Here is an 18,136-nt window from a genome sequence, read left to right on the forward strand (position 1 = left end):
GGGCGACGTGGCGCCTTAGACTGCCGCCCCCTGTAAAAGAGTGCCGGTTGGCGCTTGAAGAATTCCGCTGCCCGCGCCAAGGCGCTGGCGGCACCCGAATCGCCCAATGCACATTTTTCATAGAGAAATCGATGACCAAGGAACAGTTGCTGGCCATGTCGGCCGATGACTACATGAACGCTGAACAGCTGGCATTCTTCACTGCCTTGCTGCAGGCGATGAAAGTCGAAACCCATGAACGCATCGAGCTGAGCCGCGCCACCATCGAAAGCCTGGATACCCCTTCGGATCCAGCCGATGTGGCCTCGGTCGAAGAAGAGCGCCACTGGCTGGTCAATGCCATCGAGCGTGACCAGCGCCTGCTGCCGCAGCTGGAAATGGCCCTGGGCCGTATCGCTGACGAAAGCTTCGGCTGGTGCGACGACAGCGGTGAGCCTATCGGCTTGCAGCGCCTGCTGATCAGTCCGACCACCAAATACTGCATCGAAGCTCAAGAGCGTCACGAGCAGCTCGACCGTCACCAGCGCCAGATCTGAGTCGACGCGTCTGACCAAGCCCCACGGAGCGATCCCTGGGGCTTTTTGCGTGACTGTCGTTTGCGAAAGATTTGTTGCCATCGGCGCAATACAGCTGTGCTGAAGCGCGCTTTTTCCGGCACCTTGGCAGGCGTATCATGGGCTCATCGTTAGGTTGCTAATTAAATTCCGGAGGGAATGATGAATAGCCGAGTCGATGTAGCCGTGATGATTGGCTCTGGCGTACCTGCAATGTTGCAGGCGCAGGGGCGGCGGGTGTGCTGGGTGGTACTGGTCAACGGCGAACGCCGGGGCACTGCCTTCGCCAGCCGTGCCGAAGCGGTCGAGTGCCAGGTGGCATGGTTACAGCAATTGGATAAGGGGCGAGCCGCCTAAGTAGGATATTGCGCCCAGCGGCGTAAGAAAAAACCTCTTTTTCTCTCGACGGATTTTGGTGTTTTCGTGCATATTTCCGCCTACGTAATGCACCGATAGATTCCAGCGCCCATTCTGCCGAGGGGCCTGTCGCAATCTGTCGCATCTTTTCTGGCATTTTTGCTGTCAGACTTTACGCTTCCCCGAGGGGAATATGCCGAAAGCCTGCACTTAGGCCAGATCTGGCAAGTCAGAGTAACGATTCCTGCATGCAGCAGCGTCTGCAGGCACAGACATCTCGTGTATTGCGTTATTAATCTTTGTCTATCGACATGAATTGGCCGCGCCTCTTGCACGAAGAGTGAGTGCGGATGTAAACGGTTTGAGGATCACTTCATTGGCAGTCAGTACTCTTGATACCCACGCTCTGTTTGCCTTGGGCGACTTGCGCGCAAGGCTCGTCAAACTGTTTCAGGGGCGTTTTGTCTATGTCACCGAGCAAAGCCCCGAAGGTTTGTACATGGCTGAAATCGACACCGACAGTGCGTTGGTCGTCGACGACAAGCAACGTTTGGAGTTGAAGGTGGGTGACCACTTCCGGGCTGCGGTATTGCCCAGTCGCGAAGGCGGCAAGCTGGAGATGCGCTTTCGTGACATCAAGCTCAATGTCTATGGCGTAGGTGACTATGCGTTCGTTTCCGTCCCTGAAGGTGAAGGCATCGTGTTTCGCGAAGGCCACGGCGTGATGCTGGTGTTCGCCGCCCAGCAACAAGTTCAGGAAGGGCTGGGCAAATTGCTCAAGGCCGTGACCGGCAAGGTTGCGAAATGGCGTAAGGGTGAGTTGACCACCTTCAAGGCCAGTGAATGAGTGAAAGCGCCGTTACGCCCCAGAGCCGGGCCGAGTTTCATCTGCGGTATCAGGCGCAAGCCACCGCGCAGGCCGAGCATCTGTTGGCACAGCGGGAGCGGATGCAGGGTGCCTGGTTGGCCTGGGTAGCGGGCCAGCTCTATCAGCTGAGCCCAGCACCCTATGCCGCGATGGTGCGGCGTGAATTGCAGCGTCTGAGCGAGGGGTAGAAAGGCGGCTGCTCAGTGGTCGTGATTTTTGTGGCTGCTGATTTCCTCAGGCACCGCTTCCTTCGACATCCGTTTGCGAAACAGCGCGGCCCTGGCCAGCAGCAGTGTGGTTACCGGTACCGTGATCGACAGCAGGATCGGAATCAGCCAGGCGTGCAGTACCGGGCCCTCCTTGAGCCACGAGAAATAAAGGATCGAGGCCAGAGAGACGCACCAGGCGCCGATAGTGGAAGCCAGTGCCGGTGGGTGCATACGCTGAAAATAGTCCTTCAGGCGCAACAAGCCCAAGGCTCCCACCAGGGCGAACAGGCTGCTGGTCAGCAGCAGTGCGGCGGTGACAAGCTCAAGCCACAGAGGCAAGTCCAGGGTGTCCGTCATTCGATCACCTCGCCGCGCAGCAGGAACTTGGCCAGGGCAAACGAGCCGACGAAGCCGAACAACGCGATCAGCAAGGCGCCCTCGAAGTAAGTATCGCTGGCATAGCGAATGCCGAGCACCAGCATCATCAGCATCGCCAGGATGTACAGGTAGTCCAGCGCCAGGACCCGGTCCTGGGCGGACGGGCCACGAAACAGCCGGATCAGCGCCAGGGCCATGGCCAACGCAAAGATGAACAGGCTGGCGAGGACTGCATTGGCAAGCAGGCCTGTCATTCGAATATCTCCATCAACGGGCGTTCGTAGGTGTGCTTGAAGTGTTCGATGAAGGCGTGTTCGTCTTCAAGGTCGAACACATGCAGCAGTAACACACTGCGGTCCAGGGCCAGTTCTGACCAGACGGTGCCAGGCACGACCGTGGTGATCATCGACAACGCCGCCAGGCCATGGGCATCGCGCAGATCCAGTGGAATGTGCACGAATGCCGAGCGGGGTGGTCGCTTGCCTGCGCGCAACACGCCGCGTGCGACCAACAGGTTGGACACGATCACATCGATACCTACCCGGAAGATCAGCCTGGCGATGACCAGCGGCCGTCGCACATGGGCATGCTGAGGCCGCAGAGGGGCCATGAGCAAAGGCGCCAGCATGCCGAGGGCTGCGCCAAGCAGCAGGTTGCCGGCGCTCACCGATAAGTTGAGCAGCAGCCACAGCACGAACAGCGACAGGGACAGCAGCGGGGCAGGGAATAGTCGGCTCATGGTTGCACCTGCCCGTCGAGCGTGGTGGGGCCCGGTATCGGGCGTGCGGCCATCACGGCTTCTATGTACGCATCGGGTGCTTGCAAGCTGGCAGCGGTGTCCTGGGTATAGCGCAGCACAGGCTCGGCCCTGAAGCTCAGGATGATGCACAGGCCAAGCAGGATGACGATCGGCAGGTATTCGAAGCGGCGCAGTACCGGTGAAGGACGTTCCTCGGGCTTCCAGAAGCGCTGGATACCGACGCGGCAGAAGGCGATCAGAGAAGCCATGCCAGACAGCACCAGCAGTGCCACCAGCCCCCAGCCCGCCGCGCTCAGCGGTTGTTCGCTCGGAGTGCCAAGCCCTTGTGGATTGAACAGGGCGCTGATCAGGTTGAGTTTGCCAATGAAGCCCGATAGCGGCGGCATGCCGATGATCAGCAGTGCGCAAGCGATGAAGCTAAGGCCCAGGAAGGCCATGGTCCATGGGATGATCTGGCCGATCACGGCCTTTTGTTCATCGTCGAGGTTGATGCCTTTTGGAGGGTGCAGCGACTCCAGCGGCGGCGGAATGGCATCTTCCTCTTCATCCAGGGGCAGTTCGTTGGCCGAGCGCGAACGCTCGACCAGTTCTGCAAGCAGGAACAGTGCGCATAGGGCCAAGGTCGAGCTGACCAAGTAAAACAGCGCAGCGCCGATCAGGGCCGGCTGGGCGAAACCGATCGCGCCCAGCAGCGTACCAGCGGAGACCAGGATGCTCAGGGCAGCCAGCCGTTCCAGGCGTTGCGCAGCAAGAATCGACACTGCCGCCACCGCTAGCGTCACCAGGCCACCATAGACCAGCCACTGGCCACCGAAGTGCGCCGAGGCCCCGGCCTGGCCGGAGAACAGCAAGGTCCAAAGGCGCAACACCGCGTACAGCCCGACCTTGGTCATGATGGCGAACAGCGCCGCCACCGGAGCACTGGCTGAGGCATAGGCGGGTACCAGCCAGAAATTCAGTGGCCAGATGCCGGCCTTGACCAGAAACGCCATGGCCAGAATCGCGGCGCCAGCATGCAGCAGGCCACGGTCGGCTTCGGGCACCAGCGGTATCTTCAGGGCCAGATCGGCCATGTTCAGTGTGCCGGTTACGCCATAGAGCATCGCCGCGCCCACCAGGAACAACGACGAAGCGAACAGGTTGATGGCGATGTAGTGCAGGCCAGCCCTGACCCGTGCCCGGCCCGAGCCGTGCAACAACAGACCGTAGGAAGCTGCCAGCAGCACCTCGAAGAATACGAACAGGTTGAACAGGTCGGCGGTCAGGAACGCCCCGTACAGGCCCATCAGTTGGATCTGGAACAGCGCATGGAAGCTGGCGCCGGCACTGTCCCAACGGGCACGGGCGAACATCAGGGCGCTCACAGCAATGACCCCGGTCAGGGTCAGCAACAGGGCAGACAGGTGGTCGACAACCAGCACGATGCCGAACGGTGCCGACCAGTTTCCAGGCAGGTAGACACCAATGGACTCCGCCTGACCTTGGGTGCGCACCCACAGCAACAGGTAGATGGCGATGGCCAGGCCGCTGATGCTGGACAGCAGGTTCAGGCGGGCCTTGAGCTGGCGATGTTTCTCGCCCAGCAACAGCATCACTGCTGCCGTGAGCAATGGCAGCAGGATGGGCGCGACGATCAGTTGGCTCGCTCCAGTCATTCTTCACGCTCCCGGCCATCGACATGGTCGGTGCCGGTCAGGCCACGGGAGGCCAGCAGCACCACCAGGAACAGCGCGGTCATGGCGAAACTGATGACGATGGCAGTGAGTACCAAGGCCTGGGGGAGTGGGTCGGTGTAGTGCAGCAGGTCCTGGGTGACGCCGTCCTTGATGATTGGCTCCTTGCCGATGAACAGGCTACCCATGCTGAAAATGAACAGGTTTACGCCGTAGGACAGCAGGCACAGGCCCATGATCACCTGATAGGTGCGAGGACGCAGGATCAGCCACACTCCAGAGGCGGCCAACACACCGATGGCGATTGCAATGACTTCTTCCATCAGGCGGCTCCTGCTTGGCTGGATTTCGACGGGTTGGCCGGGCGGTAGGCGCGGACCGATTGGTGCGCCAGGGCGGTGAGGATCAACAAGGTCGAACCAACCACGACGGTGTACACGCCGACATCGAAGAACAAGGCGCTGGCCACGTGCACGTCACCCAGCACGGGCAGGTGCAGGTGAGCGGTATGGGTGGTCAGGAAAGGGTAACCCAGCAACATTGCGCCGACCCCGGTCAGGGTGGCGCAGAGCAGGCCGGTACCCATCCAGCGCAGCGGCCGCAGGCTCATCTGGGCTTCGACCCACTGGGTCCCGGCAACCATGTACTGGAGGATGAACGCCACAGACATCACCAGACCGGCGACAAAACCGCCGCCTGGCTGGTTATGGCCGCGCATGAACAGGTACATCGACACCAGCAGGGCGATCGGCAGCAACAAGCGCACCAATACGGCTGGCACCATCATGAAGCCCAGTGCGGTATCGGCGGCATGACGCGGGTTGATCAGGTCGGTGACCACGTCTGGTGCCAGCAACCGTTGTTGTGCAGGCAGCTGCATGCTTTCCTTGGGCGGGCGGAAGCGGCGCAGCAGGGCGAACACGGTCAGGGCCACGGCGACCAGTACGGTGATTTCCCCCAGGGTATCGAAGCCGCGGAAGTCGACCAGCATCACGTTGACCACATTGGTCCCGCCGCCCTGGGGCAGGGCGCGGCTGAGGTAGAACGATGAAATGTCGTTGGGGGTCGGCCGGGTCAGCATGGCATATGACAACGCCGCCATGCCCGCGCCGACCAGCACCGCCAGCAGCAGGTCGCGCAGACGCCGCAGACGCGCACGCTCCTGGCTGCCGGGCAGCGGCGAGACGCCCTCGATACGGCGCGGCAGCCAGCGCAGGCCGAGCAGTATCAGCACGGTGGTGACCACTTCGACCACCAGCTGGGTCAGTGCCAGGTCCGGTGCCGAGAACCAGACGAATGTTATGCAGGTCATCAGACCGCAGACGCTGACCATGATCAACGCCGCCAACCGGTGGTATTTGGCCTGGTAGGCGGCCCCGATGGCGCAGGCGATGGCGATCAGCCACAGGGCGACGAACACGCCAGAACCCGGGATCTTCGGACGGTCACCCCAGCTCAGGCCGCTGTAAAGCATCGGCGTGAGCCCGGCCAGGAAGGCTGCCAGCACCAGCATGAACAGTTGCGCCTGCAGGCGGCGGGACGTCAACAGCCGTTCGATGCGCCGCGCCAGCAGCATCAGTCGGACCTGGCCGTGTTCGAACAAGCGCTTGCCGTTGAACCGTTCGATCAGTGGTGGGTAAGGGAAACGACCGCGACGCAATTGGTTGCGCAGCAGCAGGTACAACACGATGCCCCCGCTCATGGCGATCAGGCTCATGATCAACGGGGCATTCCAGCCGTGCCAGATGGCCAGGCTGTACTCGGGCAAGGTTCCACCTACCACCGGCAGTGCAGCCGCCGCCAGCAATGGGCCGACCGACTGGGCTGGGAAAATGCCCACCACCAGGCAGGTGAGCACCAGCAGTTCCACGGGGGCACGCATCCAGCGCGGCGGTTCATGCGGGGTGTGCGGCAAGTCCTGCGCAGTTGGGCCGAAGAACACATCGACGGTGAAACGCAGGGCGTAGGCCACGCTGAAGGTGCCCGCCAGCGTGGCAATCACCGGTAATGCGGCTTCGACCCAGGCGGTAGAGGAGATGAACACCGTCTCGGCGAAGAACATCTCTTTGGACAGGAAACCGTTCATCAGCGGTACGCCGGCCATCGAGGCGCTGGCGACCATGGCCAGCGTGGCGGTGTAGGGGACCAGGCGGATCAGGCCGCTGAGGCGGCGAATGTCGCGGGTGCCGCTTTCATGGTCGATGATGCCGGCGGCCATGAACAATGACGCCTTGAAGGTGGCGTGGTTGAGAATGTGGAACACCGCCGCTACGGCAGCCAACGGGCTGTTAAGGCCCAGCAGCAGGGTAATGAGCCCGAGGTGGCTGATGGTCGAGTACGCCAGCAGGCCCTTGAGGTCGTTTTGGAACATCGCGGCGAAGGCGCCAAGCAGCAGGGTCAGCGCGCCGGCACCGCCGACGATCCAGAACCACTCTTCGCTGCCTGAGAGTACCGGCCACAGACGGGCCAGCAGGAACACCCCGGCCTTGACCATGGTTGCCGAGTGCAGGTATGCCGACACGGGCGTGGGCGCAGCCATGGCGTGGGGTAGCCAGAACTGGAAGGGGAACTGCGCACTCTTGCTCAGGGCGCCGATCAGGATCAGTGGCAGCAACACCGGGTAGAGCGCGTGCTGGCGAATGGTCTCGCCAGCGGCCAGCACCTTGTCCAGGTCATAGCTGCCGACCACATGGCCGAGCAGCAGCGCGCCGACCAACAGGCACAGCCCGCCGGCGCCGGTGACCATCAGCGCCATGTAGGCCCCCCGGCGAGCATCGGCGCGGTGGTGCCAGTAGCCGATCAGCAGGAACGAAAACAGGCTGGTCAGCTCCCAGAAGAACACCAGCTGGATGAGGTTGCCGGAAATCACCAAACCGAGCATGGCGCCCATGAATGCCAGGAAGAAGGCGAAGAAGCGCGGTACCGGGTCTTGTGGCGACATGTAGTACCGGGCGTACAGCGACACCAGGGTGCCGATGCCCAGCACCAGCAGCGAGAACAGCCAGGCAAAGCCATCCATGCGCAGCACCAGGTTCATGCCCAGGCTTGGCAGCCATAGCAGTTCTTCGCGAATTACCCCGCCATGGGCGACTTGCGGGTACAACAGTGCTACCTGGACGGTACCGACCAAGGCTACGAGCCCGGCAAGGATGGACTCGGCGTTACGTGCATTGTGCGGCAGCACGGCTGCCAGGCAACTGCCCACGAACGGCAGAAGCAATAGCACTATCAATGACATAGCGTTCTATTCTGGAGAGGTTTGCCAAGGATCATACGTGCCGAGCAGTTGATCACCAACACGCAAGCTGTCGCAGAATCGTACAAAACCGGTGTGACAAGCTGTTTTTTTATAACAGTTTTTTACAAAGCATAGCTGCTGTTACGCGCTTTACCGGCTGCCTTCACGTTCGTGCTGAAGGGTTTCATCCGAGGCGTGGTCGGCCGCGTCACCGCGGCGGACCTTCAACTCGCTGACGATCACGGCCAATACGATCAGAGCGCCGCCGATCAGCGCCACGCCCGGCAGACGTTCGCCAGCGATGCGCCCGACGATCCCGGCCCAGACCGGCTCGCCCGCGTAGATCAAGGTGGCGCGGGTCGGCGATACCGATTGCTGGGCCCAGTTCATGGCCACTTGAATGACCGCGCTCATCGCGCCCAGTCCCAAGGCGCTGGCCAGCAGCAACCCGGAAAAGTCGGGAATGCGCTCCTGGGTCGGAACGATCATCAGAAACGACAGCAACGAAGCGGTGGCCAACTGCACCACGGTCACCCGGCGCACATCGACCTGGCCGGCATAGCGGCTGATCAGGATGATCTCGCCAGCGATGGCCACGGCGCTGACCAAGGTGACCAGTTCCCCTTCACTGAAATGCAGGGCGCCGCCTTCCGGGCCGGCCAGCAGCATCAGGCCGACGAAGGCCAGGCAGATGCCGATGCTCGGCATCAGGCCAGGTCGACGCCCGAGCACCAGCCATTGCAGCAACGGGACGAAGGGTACGTAAAGTGCGGTGATGAATGCCGACTGGCTGCTGCTGATGGTTTGCAGACCCATGGTCTGCAGGCCGTAGCCGAGCATGATGGATACACCGATCAGCATGCCGGCCTTCAGCTCGGTGAAAGTCAGGCCCGACAGTGCGCGCGCCGATACCAGGCCGACGAACAGGGCGGCGGCGGCAAAACGCAGGCCGACGAAGAACATCGGGCCACTGACGGTCATCACGTTATGGACCAGCAGGAAGGTGCCACCCCAGAGCATGGTGATGAACACCAGGACCAGTTCGGCCTTGCTCAGGCGTAAAGATAACGACGTCTTTGGGGCGGTGTCTGGCTGGTTCATGGTCTTGCGCACTCGGAGGGGGCGGCGCACAATCGCCGCAAAGTGGGCAGTATACTGCGCAACCTCTTCCAGTGAGCAATATAGTGCACAAAGATTCCGCGCACCGTTCATCGGTGCTTCAACACGTGAGCCAAAACGTCCGTCGCTTGCGTAACGGCCTGGGGCTCAGCCAAAGTGCCCTGGCGGAGCGCTCCGGGGTTAGCAGGCGCATGCTCGTGGCGATAGAGGCCGGGGAAAAGAACGTCAGCCTGACCACCCTCGACTTGATCGCCGAGGCGCTGGGCGTGGCGTTCAGCACGTTGATCCAGGCGCCTGACCACCGCGACCCAAGCCGCATCGAAGAGCTGGCCTGGGCCGGTGAGCACCCGCAGAGCAAGGCCGTGCTGCTGGCCAGCAGTGCGGCCCGACGAGAGGTCGAGATCTGGGAGTGGACCCTCGCGCCGGGGGAGTGCTACGTCAGCGAAGCCGACGCAGAAGGGTGGAGCGAGCAGATCTACGTGGCTGAAGGGCAACTGACCCTGATCATCGAAGGGGCCGAGCACTGCTTGCAGGTCGGCCAGTTCCATGTGTTTCCCAGCAACTGTCGGTACGCCTACCGCAATGATGGAAACGTGCCCACGCGGTTCGTGCGTAATGTAGTGATCTGACCGTAGGTATGGTCCGGTTTCACTGCCCCAGCAAGTCGTCGGTCTTCAACACCTTGGCATAGGCGAATGCCAGTGCGGCCATGGCCGAGGCATGCACATCGACCGCTGGAACCTGCTTGCCATCGAACTCCAGTGGCAGCGTCGCGCAGGCATCGTGCGCCACCGTGACTGCGTAGCCATAGTCGGCGGCGGCACGAGTAGCGGCGTCGATGCACATGTGACTCATGCTGCCGACGATGGTCAGACTTTTTACACCGTGTTGATCCAGGGTGCGCTTGAGCGAGGTGTCGAGGAACGCGTTGACCTTGTGCTTGAGCACCTCTGGCTCACCGTCCAGGGGGGCGACTTTCTTGTGAAAGTGGGCACCGGTCGAGCCAGGGGCGAAGAACGGTGCATCAGCGCTTTCGAACTCGTGGCGAACATGCACCACCAGATCGCGTCGCGCACGGGCGGCGGCGAGCAGTCGTGCAGCGTTGTCGGCAGCGGCTTCGACACCGTCGAGAGGCCACTTGCCGCCGGGGAAGTAGTCGTTCTGGATATCGATGATGATCAGGGCGTGCTTGCTCATGTTGCCTCCTGTGGCAGTAGTCGTTGTCAGGCCATAGTTATAGGCTGTACGCACTGACCTGAGGATTGGCGCGAACGACACTATGGCGGCAAAAACTGACAACCCTGGCAGCCTGGAGATCGGCCTGCTGATCTATCCTGGCGCACAGCGTGCGGCGGTGCATGGCCTCGATGACCTGTTCACCGTTGCCAACCGTGTGGCGGCCGAGTTGGGGGCTGACGACCTGCCACGCGTGCGTGTCAGCCATTGGCAGTTGGACGAGACCGGGCAATTGCGCTGTATTGCCGATGAGCCGGGGCGCGAAGGGCATGGGCTGCGGGTGCTGATCATTCCGCCGAGTCTGGAGTCGATGCCAGTGCCTGAGGTACTGGAGCGTCACCGCTTGCCACTGTGTCACTGGCATGACCGGGGTACGGTATTGGCGTCGGTGTGCATCGGGGTGTTCTTCATTGCCGCCAGCGGGCTGCTCGACGGGCGCGCGGCCAGTACCCACTGGAACTACGCGCATACCTTGGCCCAGCGTTTCCCCAAGGTGCGTGTGGAGGCCAATCAGCCGCTGCTGGACGACGGCGACATCATGACGTCAGCCGGCTTGATGGCCTGGACTGAGCTGGGGCTGCGTCTGCTTGAGCGTTATCTTGGCGCCTCGGTGGCGTGCGAGACGGCACGCTACCTGTCGGTCGAGCCGGTTTCCACGCCAATGCCGGGGGCGCTGTTCAGCCCGAGCCTGGATCATGGTGACGAAGCTGTGCTCAGGGTTCAGCACTGGCTCCAGGCCGGAGCAGCCCACGACGCCGACCTGGCAAGCATGGCCGCCTGCGCCGGGCTTGAGGCGCGCACGTTTCTGCGGCGGTTTCGTGCCGCCACGGGGCTCAGGCCGACCGAATATTGCCAGCAAGTGAGAGTTGGGCAGGCCTGCCGGATGTTGGAATTCACCCGGCGTACGGTTGAGCAGATTGCCTGGGGCGTGGGCTACCAGGATCCGGGCGCCTTTCGTAAGGTGTTTCAGCGAGTCACTGGCCTGACGCCCAGCGAGTACCGGCGAAGATTCGTGTTGCCTTGATCAGGGCAGATGCGGCCCTGGGCCTTCTTCTGCCAGATGATCCTGACGGTTGCGCAAGGGGCAATCCTTCAACGACATGCAGCCGCAGCCGATGCAGCCATCGAGCTGGTCGCGCAACCTGATCATTTCGTCGATCCGCCGATTCAAGTCCTGGCGCCAGCGTGCGGAGAGGTGCCGCCAGTCCTCGGCGGTGGGGGTGTGGTCGTTGGGCAGCTCGGCAAGGGCCTCGGCAATTTCGGCTAAAGGTATGCCCAGGCGCTGGGCCATCTTGATCACCGCGACTCGACGCAACATCGCCCTCAAGTAGCGGCGCTGGTTCCCGGCGTTGCGGGTGCTCTGGATCAGCCCTTTGGTCTCGTAGAAGTGCAGGGCCGTCACCGCGACACCGCTGCGTGCCGCCAGTTGGCCAACACTGAGCAGCTTGTCAGCGGCGATAGGGGGCTTGCTTGGCATGCTAAAAAAGCTCTTGACCTTGAGTTAACTGGAGGTTTTACCCTGCCGAACATCTTGTAGCAAGTGCCCTCGACAAGGAGACTGCTGATGACAGCCACACCGCAAACCCTGTGGTTCACTCAGATGATCGAATACCAAGTGCCCGCCTCGCATCAGGCAGCGTTGGCCCAGGCGCTGGTCGTGCGCAGCGAAGAGTTGGCTGTGCGTTGCAAAGACTTGCAAGGGGTCAGCATCCAGACCAGCGACGATGGCAGTCGGGTGCTGCAGTGCCTGCAATGGCAGTCCCGCCAAGCCTGGGCAGCGGCTGCAGAGTGCTTTGCCGAGGAGCCGTTCTTCGACCTGTTGAGCCTACACCGGGCCCGGGGGGTCAACTTTGCCGCCTACCAGGCATTGTGCAGCCTGGTGCGCGACGCCGATGGAGACCTGCACTGCCAGATCGGTGAGGGTCAGGCATACCACGGGGCATAATGCGGGTAGCGGTCGAGGCGTGCACCGATCACCATTTCGCTGATCCACGCCGTCAGGATCGAGCTGTAGGCTTTTTGGTTCTCCTCGCTGGAAAGCGCGTGATCGGCTCCATCGACAATGCGGTGGGTGAGCGAGTGAGCGCTGACGAACGCTGAGCGATAACTCATCATCGTCGTATGAGGGACATAGTCATCCTGCTCTGATTCGACCAGTAACACGTCGCCGCGAAACGCTGCACAGGCCGCCAGGGCGCGGTTGTCGTCCGGGCCAAGCGGGCGCTGGCGGTAGGCGTTGAGGCGCTGGCGGTCGAGGGTTTGCTTGGGGCTATGCCAATCCTCGTCCCAGTACATTGCCGGTACGCGCAAGGCCAACCATTTTACGGGCCGCTGCAAGGTCAGCAGGGTTGCCAGGTAGCCTCCGTAGCTGCTTCCGATGATGGCGATAGCGTTACTATCGACGGCCGGGTGGCCGGCCAGGCGGTCGTAGGCCACCAGTAGGTCTTGGAGGTTCTGCTCGCGCGTGACGGTCAGGCGTTGGCTAGCGGTATTTTCGTGGCCACGCAGGTCGAAGGTCATGCACACGCAGCCAAGTCCCGTAATCTGTCTGGCGCGGGCCAGGTCCCGTTGCTGGCTACCGCCCCAGCCGTGGACGAACAGAATGCCTGGCATCTTGTTGCCGGGGCTGACAAGAGTGCCGGCTATGCTGTCGCCTTCGACCTGCAGATCAACGGATTCACTCTGAATACTCATAGTGGCGAATCCGTGCGAATTTGCTGAGTTGTCCGAGTTCACTGTCGTTTCCTTGGTAGAAGAGGGTGGCGTCAGTGGGTAGTTCAAGTTGCCCGAAAACTTCGTGGGTCGAGGCGCAGACCTGCTGCAGTGCCGGGTCGTCGGCGAAAGCCTGCAGTGCCAGGAGTTCTGCACTGCTGGCGCCGCCGACGCGCCACGATTGCTCGAGCACGCCGCTGCGCAGGCGGCCTTGGCCATTGCTCCCGCGTGCGATGTCATAGTTGCGCCGCGATGCGATGAAACCGGGAAAGTGCTGCTCTGCGGCTTCCTCGTAAATCATGGCCTGGCGGATCGCCAGGCGCACATGGTCTTCCAGGGGCAGTTGCAGCAAGGCGTGGTAATCACCACGTACCACGACCAGTTCTGAGCCGCCGTAGACCTCTTCCCCTTGGTGATCACGGGTCAACTGCTGGGTGCCGTGATAGCTGCAGGTGTGGCCTGCGACCTGTACCTGGCCGACGCTGAAGGTCTGTATGTCGCTCAGGTCTTCCTCAAGCACCAGACCCCAAAGTGCCAGATCCTTGTCGTCCATGCTGGCCAATAGCGGTTCCAGTCCATCCAGTTCGCTGATGGCTTTCTGGCCACGCCCGGCGCGCGACAGGACGGGTTTGATCCGCACTGGCCCGTCGCGCAGCAACAACTGGGCTGCGCGGCGGGCATCGGACTTGCTGAATACGGTGTAGCCGCACAGCAGCGCATCGCTGGCTTGTCGGGCAAAGTCGTCGGTCCAGCCGGGCGGGAAGCTGGCATTTGCCGGCAGTGGATGGGAGATTGCCTTCGTCGCCATGTAGGGATGGCTGACCAAACCGCCAAACAGGTCACGCGCGCTGTGAATGCCCAGCGCCGTGTACCGTTGCGGGTCGATCAGCGTTTCGGTAGGCAGGTAGTAGCACTGCTCGTGTTGCGACGGTGGCAGGTCGGACAGGACCGTCTCGCACCCCAGCAGTTGGGCCAGGCCCTGGGCCAGTTTCAGATGCACGCTGTGTTCGTGTTCCGGGGTGTGCTCGCGGGTGTCGAGCAGTACCACGGTGGTTTTCTCGGTGACACGTGCCATGTGCTTCCGCCTGAGCGCGATGAATATAGAGTTTGTGAAGCTGTGGCTTGCGGTAAGTTCAGCCGGAACTGATCGGTGGTCCCGCTCGATCGTAGGAAGTGTCTCGTTCCTACAGGGCGTCATGGGCATTGCATGCCGTGAGTCGACGCCACGATTGCGACACCGTGGCTGCTGTTCCATTATCCTCATCCTGGAATAACCAAGATGTGTCCGCAGGAGTGCGCATGAACGTTCAGACCACGATTGAGCAAAGTGTGCCGGAGCGCCTGGCGCGCGTGCGCGAAGTCATGGCGCGGGAGGGTGTCGATGCCCTGCTGGTGCCTTCGGCCGACCCCCATTTGTCCGAGTACTTGCCCGGTTATTGGCAGGGGCGCCGTTGGCTGTCGGGTTTTGACGGCTCGGTGGGCACCTTGGTGGTGACTGCAGGCTTTGCGGGGGTATGGGTCGACAGCCGTTATTGGGAGCAGGCCGAGAAAGAGCTGGCCGGAAGCGGCATCGAACTGATGAAGCTGATGCCGGGCAAGCCTGGGGCGCTGGAATGGTTGGGAGAACATGTTCCGTTCGATGGCACGGTGGCCGTGGATGGGGCGGTCATGGCTCTGGCTTCGTCGCGACAGCTTCAAGATCGGCTAAAAGCCCGCGAAGCGCGGCTTGTCACTGACAAGGATCTGCTGGAAGAGGTCTGGGAGGGGCGTCCGCAACTGCCCTTCAACCCGGTCTATCAGCACCTACCTCCTTATGCCACGGTCAGCCGGGCCGAGAAACTTGCCCAGTTGCGTGGTGCCTTGCAGGAGAAGGGAGCAGACTGGCATTTCATCGCGACCTTGGATGACATTGCCTGGCTGTTCAACTTGCGCGGAAGCGATGTTTCATACAACCCGGTCTTCGTTGCCTTTGCACTTATTGGCAAGGACCAGGCAATTCTGTTCGTGGAGGTCAGCAAGCTCGATGAGCATTTGCGTCATGTGCTTGAAGTGGATGGCATCGAAGTACGTGATTACAGCGCGGTCCACGAGGCATTGAAGCGACTGCCACACGGCAGCCGGCTGCTGGTCGATCCGGCGCGCGTGACCTGCGGCCTGTTGAATAACCTGGACGCAGGGGTGCAACTGATCGAAGGTTTGAACCCGACGACGCTTAGCAAATCGCGCAAGAGCGATGAGGAACTGCGGCATATTCGGCAGGTCATGGAGCAGGATGGAGCGGCCTTGTGCGAATTCTTCGCCTGGTTCGAGGCGCAGCAGGGCCAAGAGGTGATAACCGAGCTGACTGTCGATGAGAAATTGAGCGCTGCGCGTCGACGTCGTCCAGGCTTCGTTTCGCTGAGTTTCTCGACCATTGCCGCCTTCAATGGTAACGGTGCCATGCCGCATTACCGCGCGACCGAAGCGTCCCATGCGGTCATCGAGGGCGATGGCCTGCTGTTGATAGACTCCGGAGGGCAGTACCTTGGCGGCACCACCGACATCACCCGGATGGTTCCTGTGGGTACCCCGAGTCTTGAACAGAAAAAGGACTGCACGCGTGTGCTCAAGGGGATGATCGCGCTGTCCCGCGCCACCTTTCCACGGGGCATCCTGTCGCCGCTGCTTGATGCCATTGCGCGTGCACCGATCTGGGCTGACCAGGTCGACTATGGCCATGGTACCGGGCATGGCGTGGGCTACTTCATGAACGTGCATGAAGGTCCGCAGGTGATTGCCTACCAAGCGGCGGCGGCTCCGCAGACTGCGATGCAGGCAGGGATGATCAGTTCGATCGAGCCAGGCACCTACCGGCCGGGTGCTTGGGGGGTGCGAATCGAGAATTTGGTGGCAACCCGTGAGGCGGGCAAGAGTGTGTTCGGCGACTTCCTGTCTTTCGAGACCTTGACGTTGTGCCCAATCGACACACGTTGCCTTGTCCCGGAGTCGCTAACCGAGGAGGAACGCAAATGGTTGAATGGCTATCACCTAATCGTTCGTGAGCGCCTCGCGCCGCTGTTGCAGGGTGACGCACTGACTTGGCTGGAGGCGCGAACAACTCCGTTGTGACGTGAGCCTCTGCACGACCGAAAAAGGGCAGCACTTGGGCTGCCCTTCCTTATTTACAGATGACGATCATGCTGCGGCTGGTATAGCCGGCGGGATTGATGCCGAACAGGTAATCCCCGGGTTCTTCATCGGTATCCCCGGACCGCGCGATGACTTTGTAGCCTCGCTTGCTGCACGAGTTTGCGGCCTTGCTGTAGCAGTTGTCCCATGAAGAGGAGAGCCCCGAGCAGTTGATATGCAGGCCCTTCTTCCCTCTCTTGACCTCAGTCTTGGCTGTGGCGGCACATCCAGCAATAGCGAAGATGGCCAGGATGACCAAAATACGTTTCATTCCTGTCCTTACTGTGCAGGGCTTGTCAGGTGTCGCCCTGTCGTAATTGCGTCAATTCTTCCTGAAATGTCCCCAGCGTCCGTGTTCGGCTCAGTAGATAGCGTAAACATGATGATTCTGTGACAGCTTAATCAGCACGGCGGGCGCCCACAATGGTTAATCCTGTCTCAAATGAAAATATTTCTCATATCAGTCGGCGGCGACAGGAGGATTCGCTTCCCTGCGCATCGACAGTGTGGCACCCACCGAAGCAGTAATGATCGCCGCGATGGCCAGCCACTGAGTGAATGTCAGGACCTCGCCCAGGAACACCAGCCCTGACATCGCGGCGACCGCAGGCTCGATGCTCATCAAGGTGCCAAAGGTGCGCGCGGGCATTTTCGTGAGTGCGATCATTTCCAGGCTATAGGGCAGGGCGGTCGACAGGATGGCGACACCCAGGGCTAGCGGGATCACGGCAGGTGTCAGCAGGGCGCTGCCGGCGTGGACGATACCGATAGGCGCCACGAAGATGGCGGCGACCACTACACCCAGCGCAGCCCCTTGGATACCGTGCTCGGCGCCGGCACGTTGGCCGAACAGAATATAGAGCGCCCAGCACACGCCAGCTCCCAGAGCGTAGGCGGCACCCACAAGGTCCAGCGACTGGCCGCCATGGCCGGCAGGGATCAGTAGCACTAACCCTAGAGTGGCCAGGCCAACCCACAGGAAGTCGATGGCTCGACGTGAGCCGAACAGCGCCACGGCCAGGGGGCCGGTGAATTCCAGTGCTACGGCGATGCCCAGAGGGACGGTTTGCAGGGACATATAGAAGAGGAAGTTCATGCCGCCCAGCGCCATGCCATAGATGATCACATTGCGCAGCGTGGTGGCGGTAATGCGTGCTCGCCAGGGGCGCAGGATGAGCAGCATGATCACGGACGCAAAAACCAGCCGCAGTGTGGTAGTGCCTTGTGCGCCGATGATCGGAAACATGCTCTTGGCAAGCGAGGCGCCAGATTGAATCGATGCCATGGCAATAAGCAGCAGGCCTATCGGGAAAAGGGTGGCGGCCAGACTGCGGGATTGGGTGTTCATTGCTGTGTTGCGATCCTGGGAGAGGGGTGATGTGCACTATAGTGCGCAATTGATCGGTCGGGCCGCAAGCATTGCTTCTCTATGAGGGGGGGGTGTGGGTTTCTGCGACAGGGGGGGGTTGACGGGCCTTCGAATCCCCTTATAATGCGCACCTCTTCCGACGTGGTCGAAAAAGAAACGCTTTGTTAATCAAAGAGTTAAATTTTCAGGTAGTATCGGAAGGGCTTCGATCTCGAAGTCGGTGGCGGTTGGCAAGAAGGTTGACAGCGTTTTAAAATGCTGTATTATTCGCCTCCCGCTACGAGAGATCGCAGCGAGTCAAGTGTTTGAAGCTAAACGAGTTTCTCGCAAAAAACTTCAAAATAAACGCTTGACAGCAAATGAGGAAAGCGTAGAATGCGCGCCTCGGTTGAGACGAAAGGCTCTTAGCCAAACGCTCTTTAACAAATCGAATCAAGCAATTCGTGTGGGTGCTTGTGAGTACGGACTGATAGTCACAAAGATTATCAGCATCAC

The 18,136-nt window shown here is 61.2% G+C and carries 21 protein-coding genes; 8 read left to right on the plus strand and 13 right to left on the minus strand.

The window, feature by feature from the left end; all coding sequences use genetic code 11:
* Positions 1-131: 131 nt before the first annotated feature.
* The 4 genes from VXM67_RS10905 to VXM67_RS10920 all read left to right on the plus strand — a co-directional run bounded on the left by VXM67_RS10905 (position 132) and on the right by VXM67_RS10920 (position 1,967).
* Positions 132-536 carry a TraR/DksA C4-type zinc finger protein gene (locus VXM67_RS10905; protein WP_023379760.1) on the plus strand — a complete coding sequence of 135 codons (405 nt, stop codon included), beginning with the start codon at positions 132-134 and terminating at the stop codon, positions 534-536.
* A gap of 180 nt (positions 537-716) precedes the next feature.
* Entirely contained in the window at positions 717-911 is a 195-nt protein-coding gene (locus VXM67_RS10910; protein WP_023379761.1) for a hypothetical protein, read from the plus strand.
* A 376-nt stretch (positions 912-1,287) separates the two neighbouring features.
* The gene (locus VXM67_RS10915; RefSeq protein ID WP_023379762.1) at positions 1,288-1,758 is read left to right on the plus strand and encodes a hypothetical protein; all 471 of its coding nucleotides are present in this window, start codon (positions 1,288-1,290) and stop codon (positions 1,756-1,758) included.
* Entirely contained in the window at positions 1,755-1,967 is a 213-nt protein-coding gene (locus tag VXM67_RS10920) for a hypothetical protein (protein WP_023379763.1), read from the plus strand. Before VXM67_RS10915 ends, VXM67_RS10920 begins: the two co-directional genes overlap by 4 nt.
* Positions 1,968-1,979: 12 nt before the next feature.
* On the opposite strand, the gene VXM67_RS10925 is transcribed toward VXM67_RS10920, so the two are convergent.
* The 7 genes from VXM67_RS10925 to VXM67_RS10955 form a co-directional block, all read right to left on the minus strand.
* Positions 1,980-2,345 carry a Na+/H+ antiporter subunit G gene (locus VXM67_RS10925; protein ID WP_023379764.1) on the minus strand — a complete coding sequence of 122 codons (366 nt, stop codon included), beginning with the start codon at positions 2,343-2,345 and terminating at the stop codon, positions 1,980-1,982.
* Positions 2,342-2,620, minus strand: a complete 279-nt coding sequence (locus tag VXM67_RS10930) for a K+/H+ antiporter subunit F (protein WP_023379765.1) — start codon at positions 2,618-2,620, stop codon at positions 2,342-2,344. Before VXM67_RS10930 ends, VXM67_RS10925 begins: the two co-directional genes overlap by 4 nt.
* A complete protein-coding gene (locus VXM67_RS10935) occupies positions 2,617-3,105 on the minus strand; it encodes a Na+/H+ antiporter subunit E (RefSeq protein ID WP_023379766.1) in 489 nt (162 codons plus the stop codon). The genes VXM67_RS10930 and VXM67_RS10935 overlap by 4 nt, the downstream gene beginning before the upstream one ends.
* Complete coding sequence (locus VXM67_RS10940) at positions 3,102-4,781, minus strand: monovalent cation/H+ antiporter subunit D (RefSeq protein WP_023379767.1); 1,680 nt, start codon at positions 4,779-4,781, stop codon at positions 3,102-3,104. The genes VXM67_RS10935 and VXM67_RS10940 overlap by 4 nt, the downstream gene beginning before the upstream one ends.
* Positions 4,778-5,122, minus strand: a complete 345-nt coding sequence (locus VXM67_RS10945) for a Na+/H+ antiporter subunit C (protein WP_023379768.1) — start codon at positions 5,120-5,122, stop codon at positions 4,778-4,780. Before VXM67_RS10945 ends, VXM67_RS10940 begins: the two co-directional genes overlap by 4 nt.
* A complete protein-coding gene (locus tag VXM67_RS10950; RefSeq protein ID WP_027907624.1) occupies positions 5,122-8,037 on the minus strand; it encodes a monovalent cation/H+ antiporter subunit A in 2,916 nt (971 codons plus the stop codon). The genes VXM67_RS10945 and VXM67_RS10950 overlap by 1 nt, the downstream gene beginning before the upstream one ends.
* A 150-nt stretch (positions 8,038-8,187) precedes the next feature.
* Complete coding sequence (locus VXM67_RS10955) at positions 8,188-9,138, minus strand: DMT family transporter (RefSeq protein WP_023379770.1); 951 nt, start codon at positions 9,136-9,138, stop codon at positions 8,188-8,190.
* An 83-nt stretch (positions 9,139-9,221) separates the two neighbouring features.
* Between VXM67_RS10955 and VXM67_RS10960 the strand changes: the two genes are divergently transcribed.
* Positions 9,222-9,785 carry a helix-turn-helix domain-containing protein gene (locus tag VXM67_RS10960; RefSeq protein ID WP_023379771.1) on the plus strand — a complete coding sequence of 188 codons (564 nt, stop codon included), beginning with the start codon at positions 9,222-9,224 and terminating at the stop codon, positions 9,783-9,785.
* 19 nt (positions 9,786-9,804) lie between these two features.
* Here VXM67_RS10960 and VXM67_RS10965 read toward each other — a convergent pair whose 3' ends face one another.
* Positions 9,805-10,353 carry a cysteine hydrolase family protein gene (locus VXM67_RS10965; protein ID WP_023379772.1) on the minus strand — a complete coding sequence of 183 codons (549 nt, stop codon included), beginning with the start codon at positions 10,351-10,353 and terminating at the stop codon, positions 9,805-9,807.
* An 82-nt stretch (positions 10,354-10,435) separates the two neighbouring features.
* Between VXM67_RS10965 and VXM67_RS10970 the strand changes: the two genes are divergently transcribed.
* Positions 10,436-11,416 (plus strand): GlxA family transcriptional regulator, encoded by a 981-nt coding sequence (locus VXM67_RS10970; protein ID WP_023379773.1) that lies wholly within the window; start codon positions 10,436-10,438, stop codon positions 11,414-11,416.
* Here the strand turns inward: VXM67_RS10970 and soxR are convergent, their stop codons facing one another.
* Entirely contained in the window at positions 11,417-11,869 is a 453-nt protein-coding gene (soxR, locus tag VXM67_RS10975) for a redox-sensitive transcriptional activator SoxR (RefSeq protein WP_023379774.1), read from the minus strand. It abuts the gene before it with no gap.
* 87 nt (positions 11,870-11,956) lie between these two features.
* Between soxR and VXM67_RS10980 the strand changes: the two genes are divergently transcribed.
* A complete protein-coding gene (locus VXM67_RS10980) occupies positions 11,957-12,337 on the plus strand; it encodes a hypothetical protein (RefSeq protein WP_027907621.1) in 381 nt (126 codons plus the stop codon).
* On the opposite strand, the gene VXM67_RS10985 is transcribed toward VXM67_RS10980, so the two are convergent.
* Together VXM67_RS10985 and VXM67_RS10990 are read right to left on the minus strand one after the other, a co-directional pair.
* Positions 12,316-13,086: an alpha/beta fold hydrolase gene (locus VXM67_RS10985; RefSeq protein WP_023379776.1), complete on the minus strand. Its 771-nt coding sequence runs from the start codon at positions 13,084-13,086 to the stop codon at positions 12,316-12,318. The genes VXM67_RS10980 and VXM67_RS10985 overlap by 22 nt on opposite strands.
* Positions 13,070-14,179: a DUF3182 family protein gene (locus tag VXM67_RS10990; protein ID WP_023379777.1), complete on the minus strand. Its 1,110-nt coding sequence runs from the start codon at positions 14,177-14,179 to the stop codon at positions 13,070-13,072. The genes VXM67_RS10985 and VXM67_RS10990 overlap by 17 nt, the downstream gene beginning before the upstream one ends.
* 224 nt (positions 14,180-14,403) lie before the next feature.
* Between VXM67_RS10990 and VXM67_RS10995 the strand changes: the two genes are divergently transcribed.
* Positions 14,404-16,212: an aminopeptidase P family protein gene (locus VXM67_RS10995; protein ID WP_186599155.1), complete on the plus strand. Its 1,809-nt coding sequence runs from the start codon at positions 14,404-14,406 to the stop codon at positions 16,210-16,212.
* A 49-nt stretch (positions 16,213-16,261) separates the two neighbouring features.
* On the opposite strand, the gene VXM67_RS11000 is transcribed toward VXM67_RS10995, so the two are convergent.
* A complete protein-coding gene (locus VXM67_RS11000) occupies positions 16,262-16,543 on the minus strand; it encodes a hypothetical protein (protein ID WP_023379779.1) in 282 nt (93 codons plus the stop codon).
* A gap of 189 nt (positions 16,544-16,732) precedes the next feature.
* Positions 16,733-17,620 (minus strand): threonine/homoserine exporter RhtA, encoded by an 888-nt coding sequence (gene rhtA, locus VXM67_RS11005; RefSeq protein WP_023379780.1) that lies wholly within the window; start codon positions 17,618-17,620, stop codon positions 16,733-16,735.
* Positions 17,621-18,136: the final 516 nt, after the last annotated feature.

It is taken from the genome of Pseudomonas sp. Rh2 (genome assembly GCF_040762985.1).
GTDB lineage: Bacteria > Pseudomonadota > Gammaproteobacteria > Pseudomonadales > Pseudomonadaceae > Aquipseudomonas > Aquipseudomonas taiwanensis.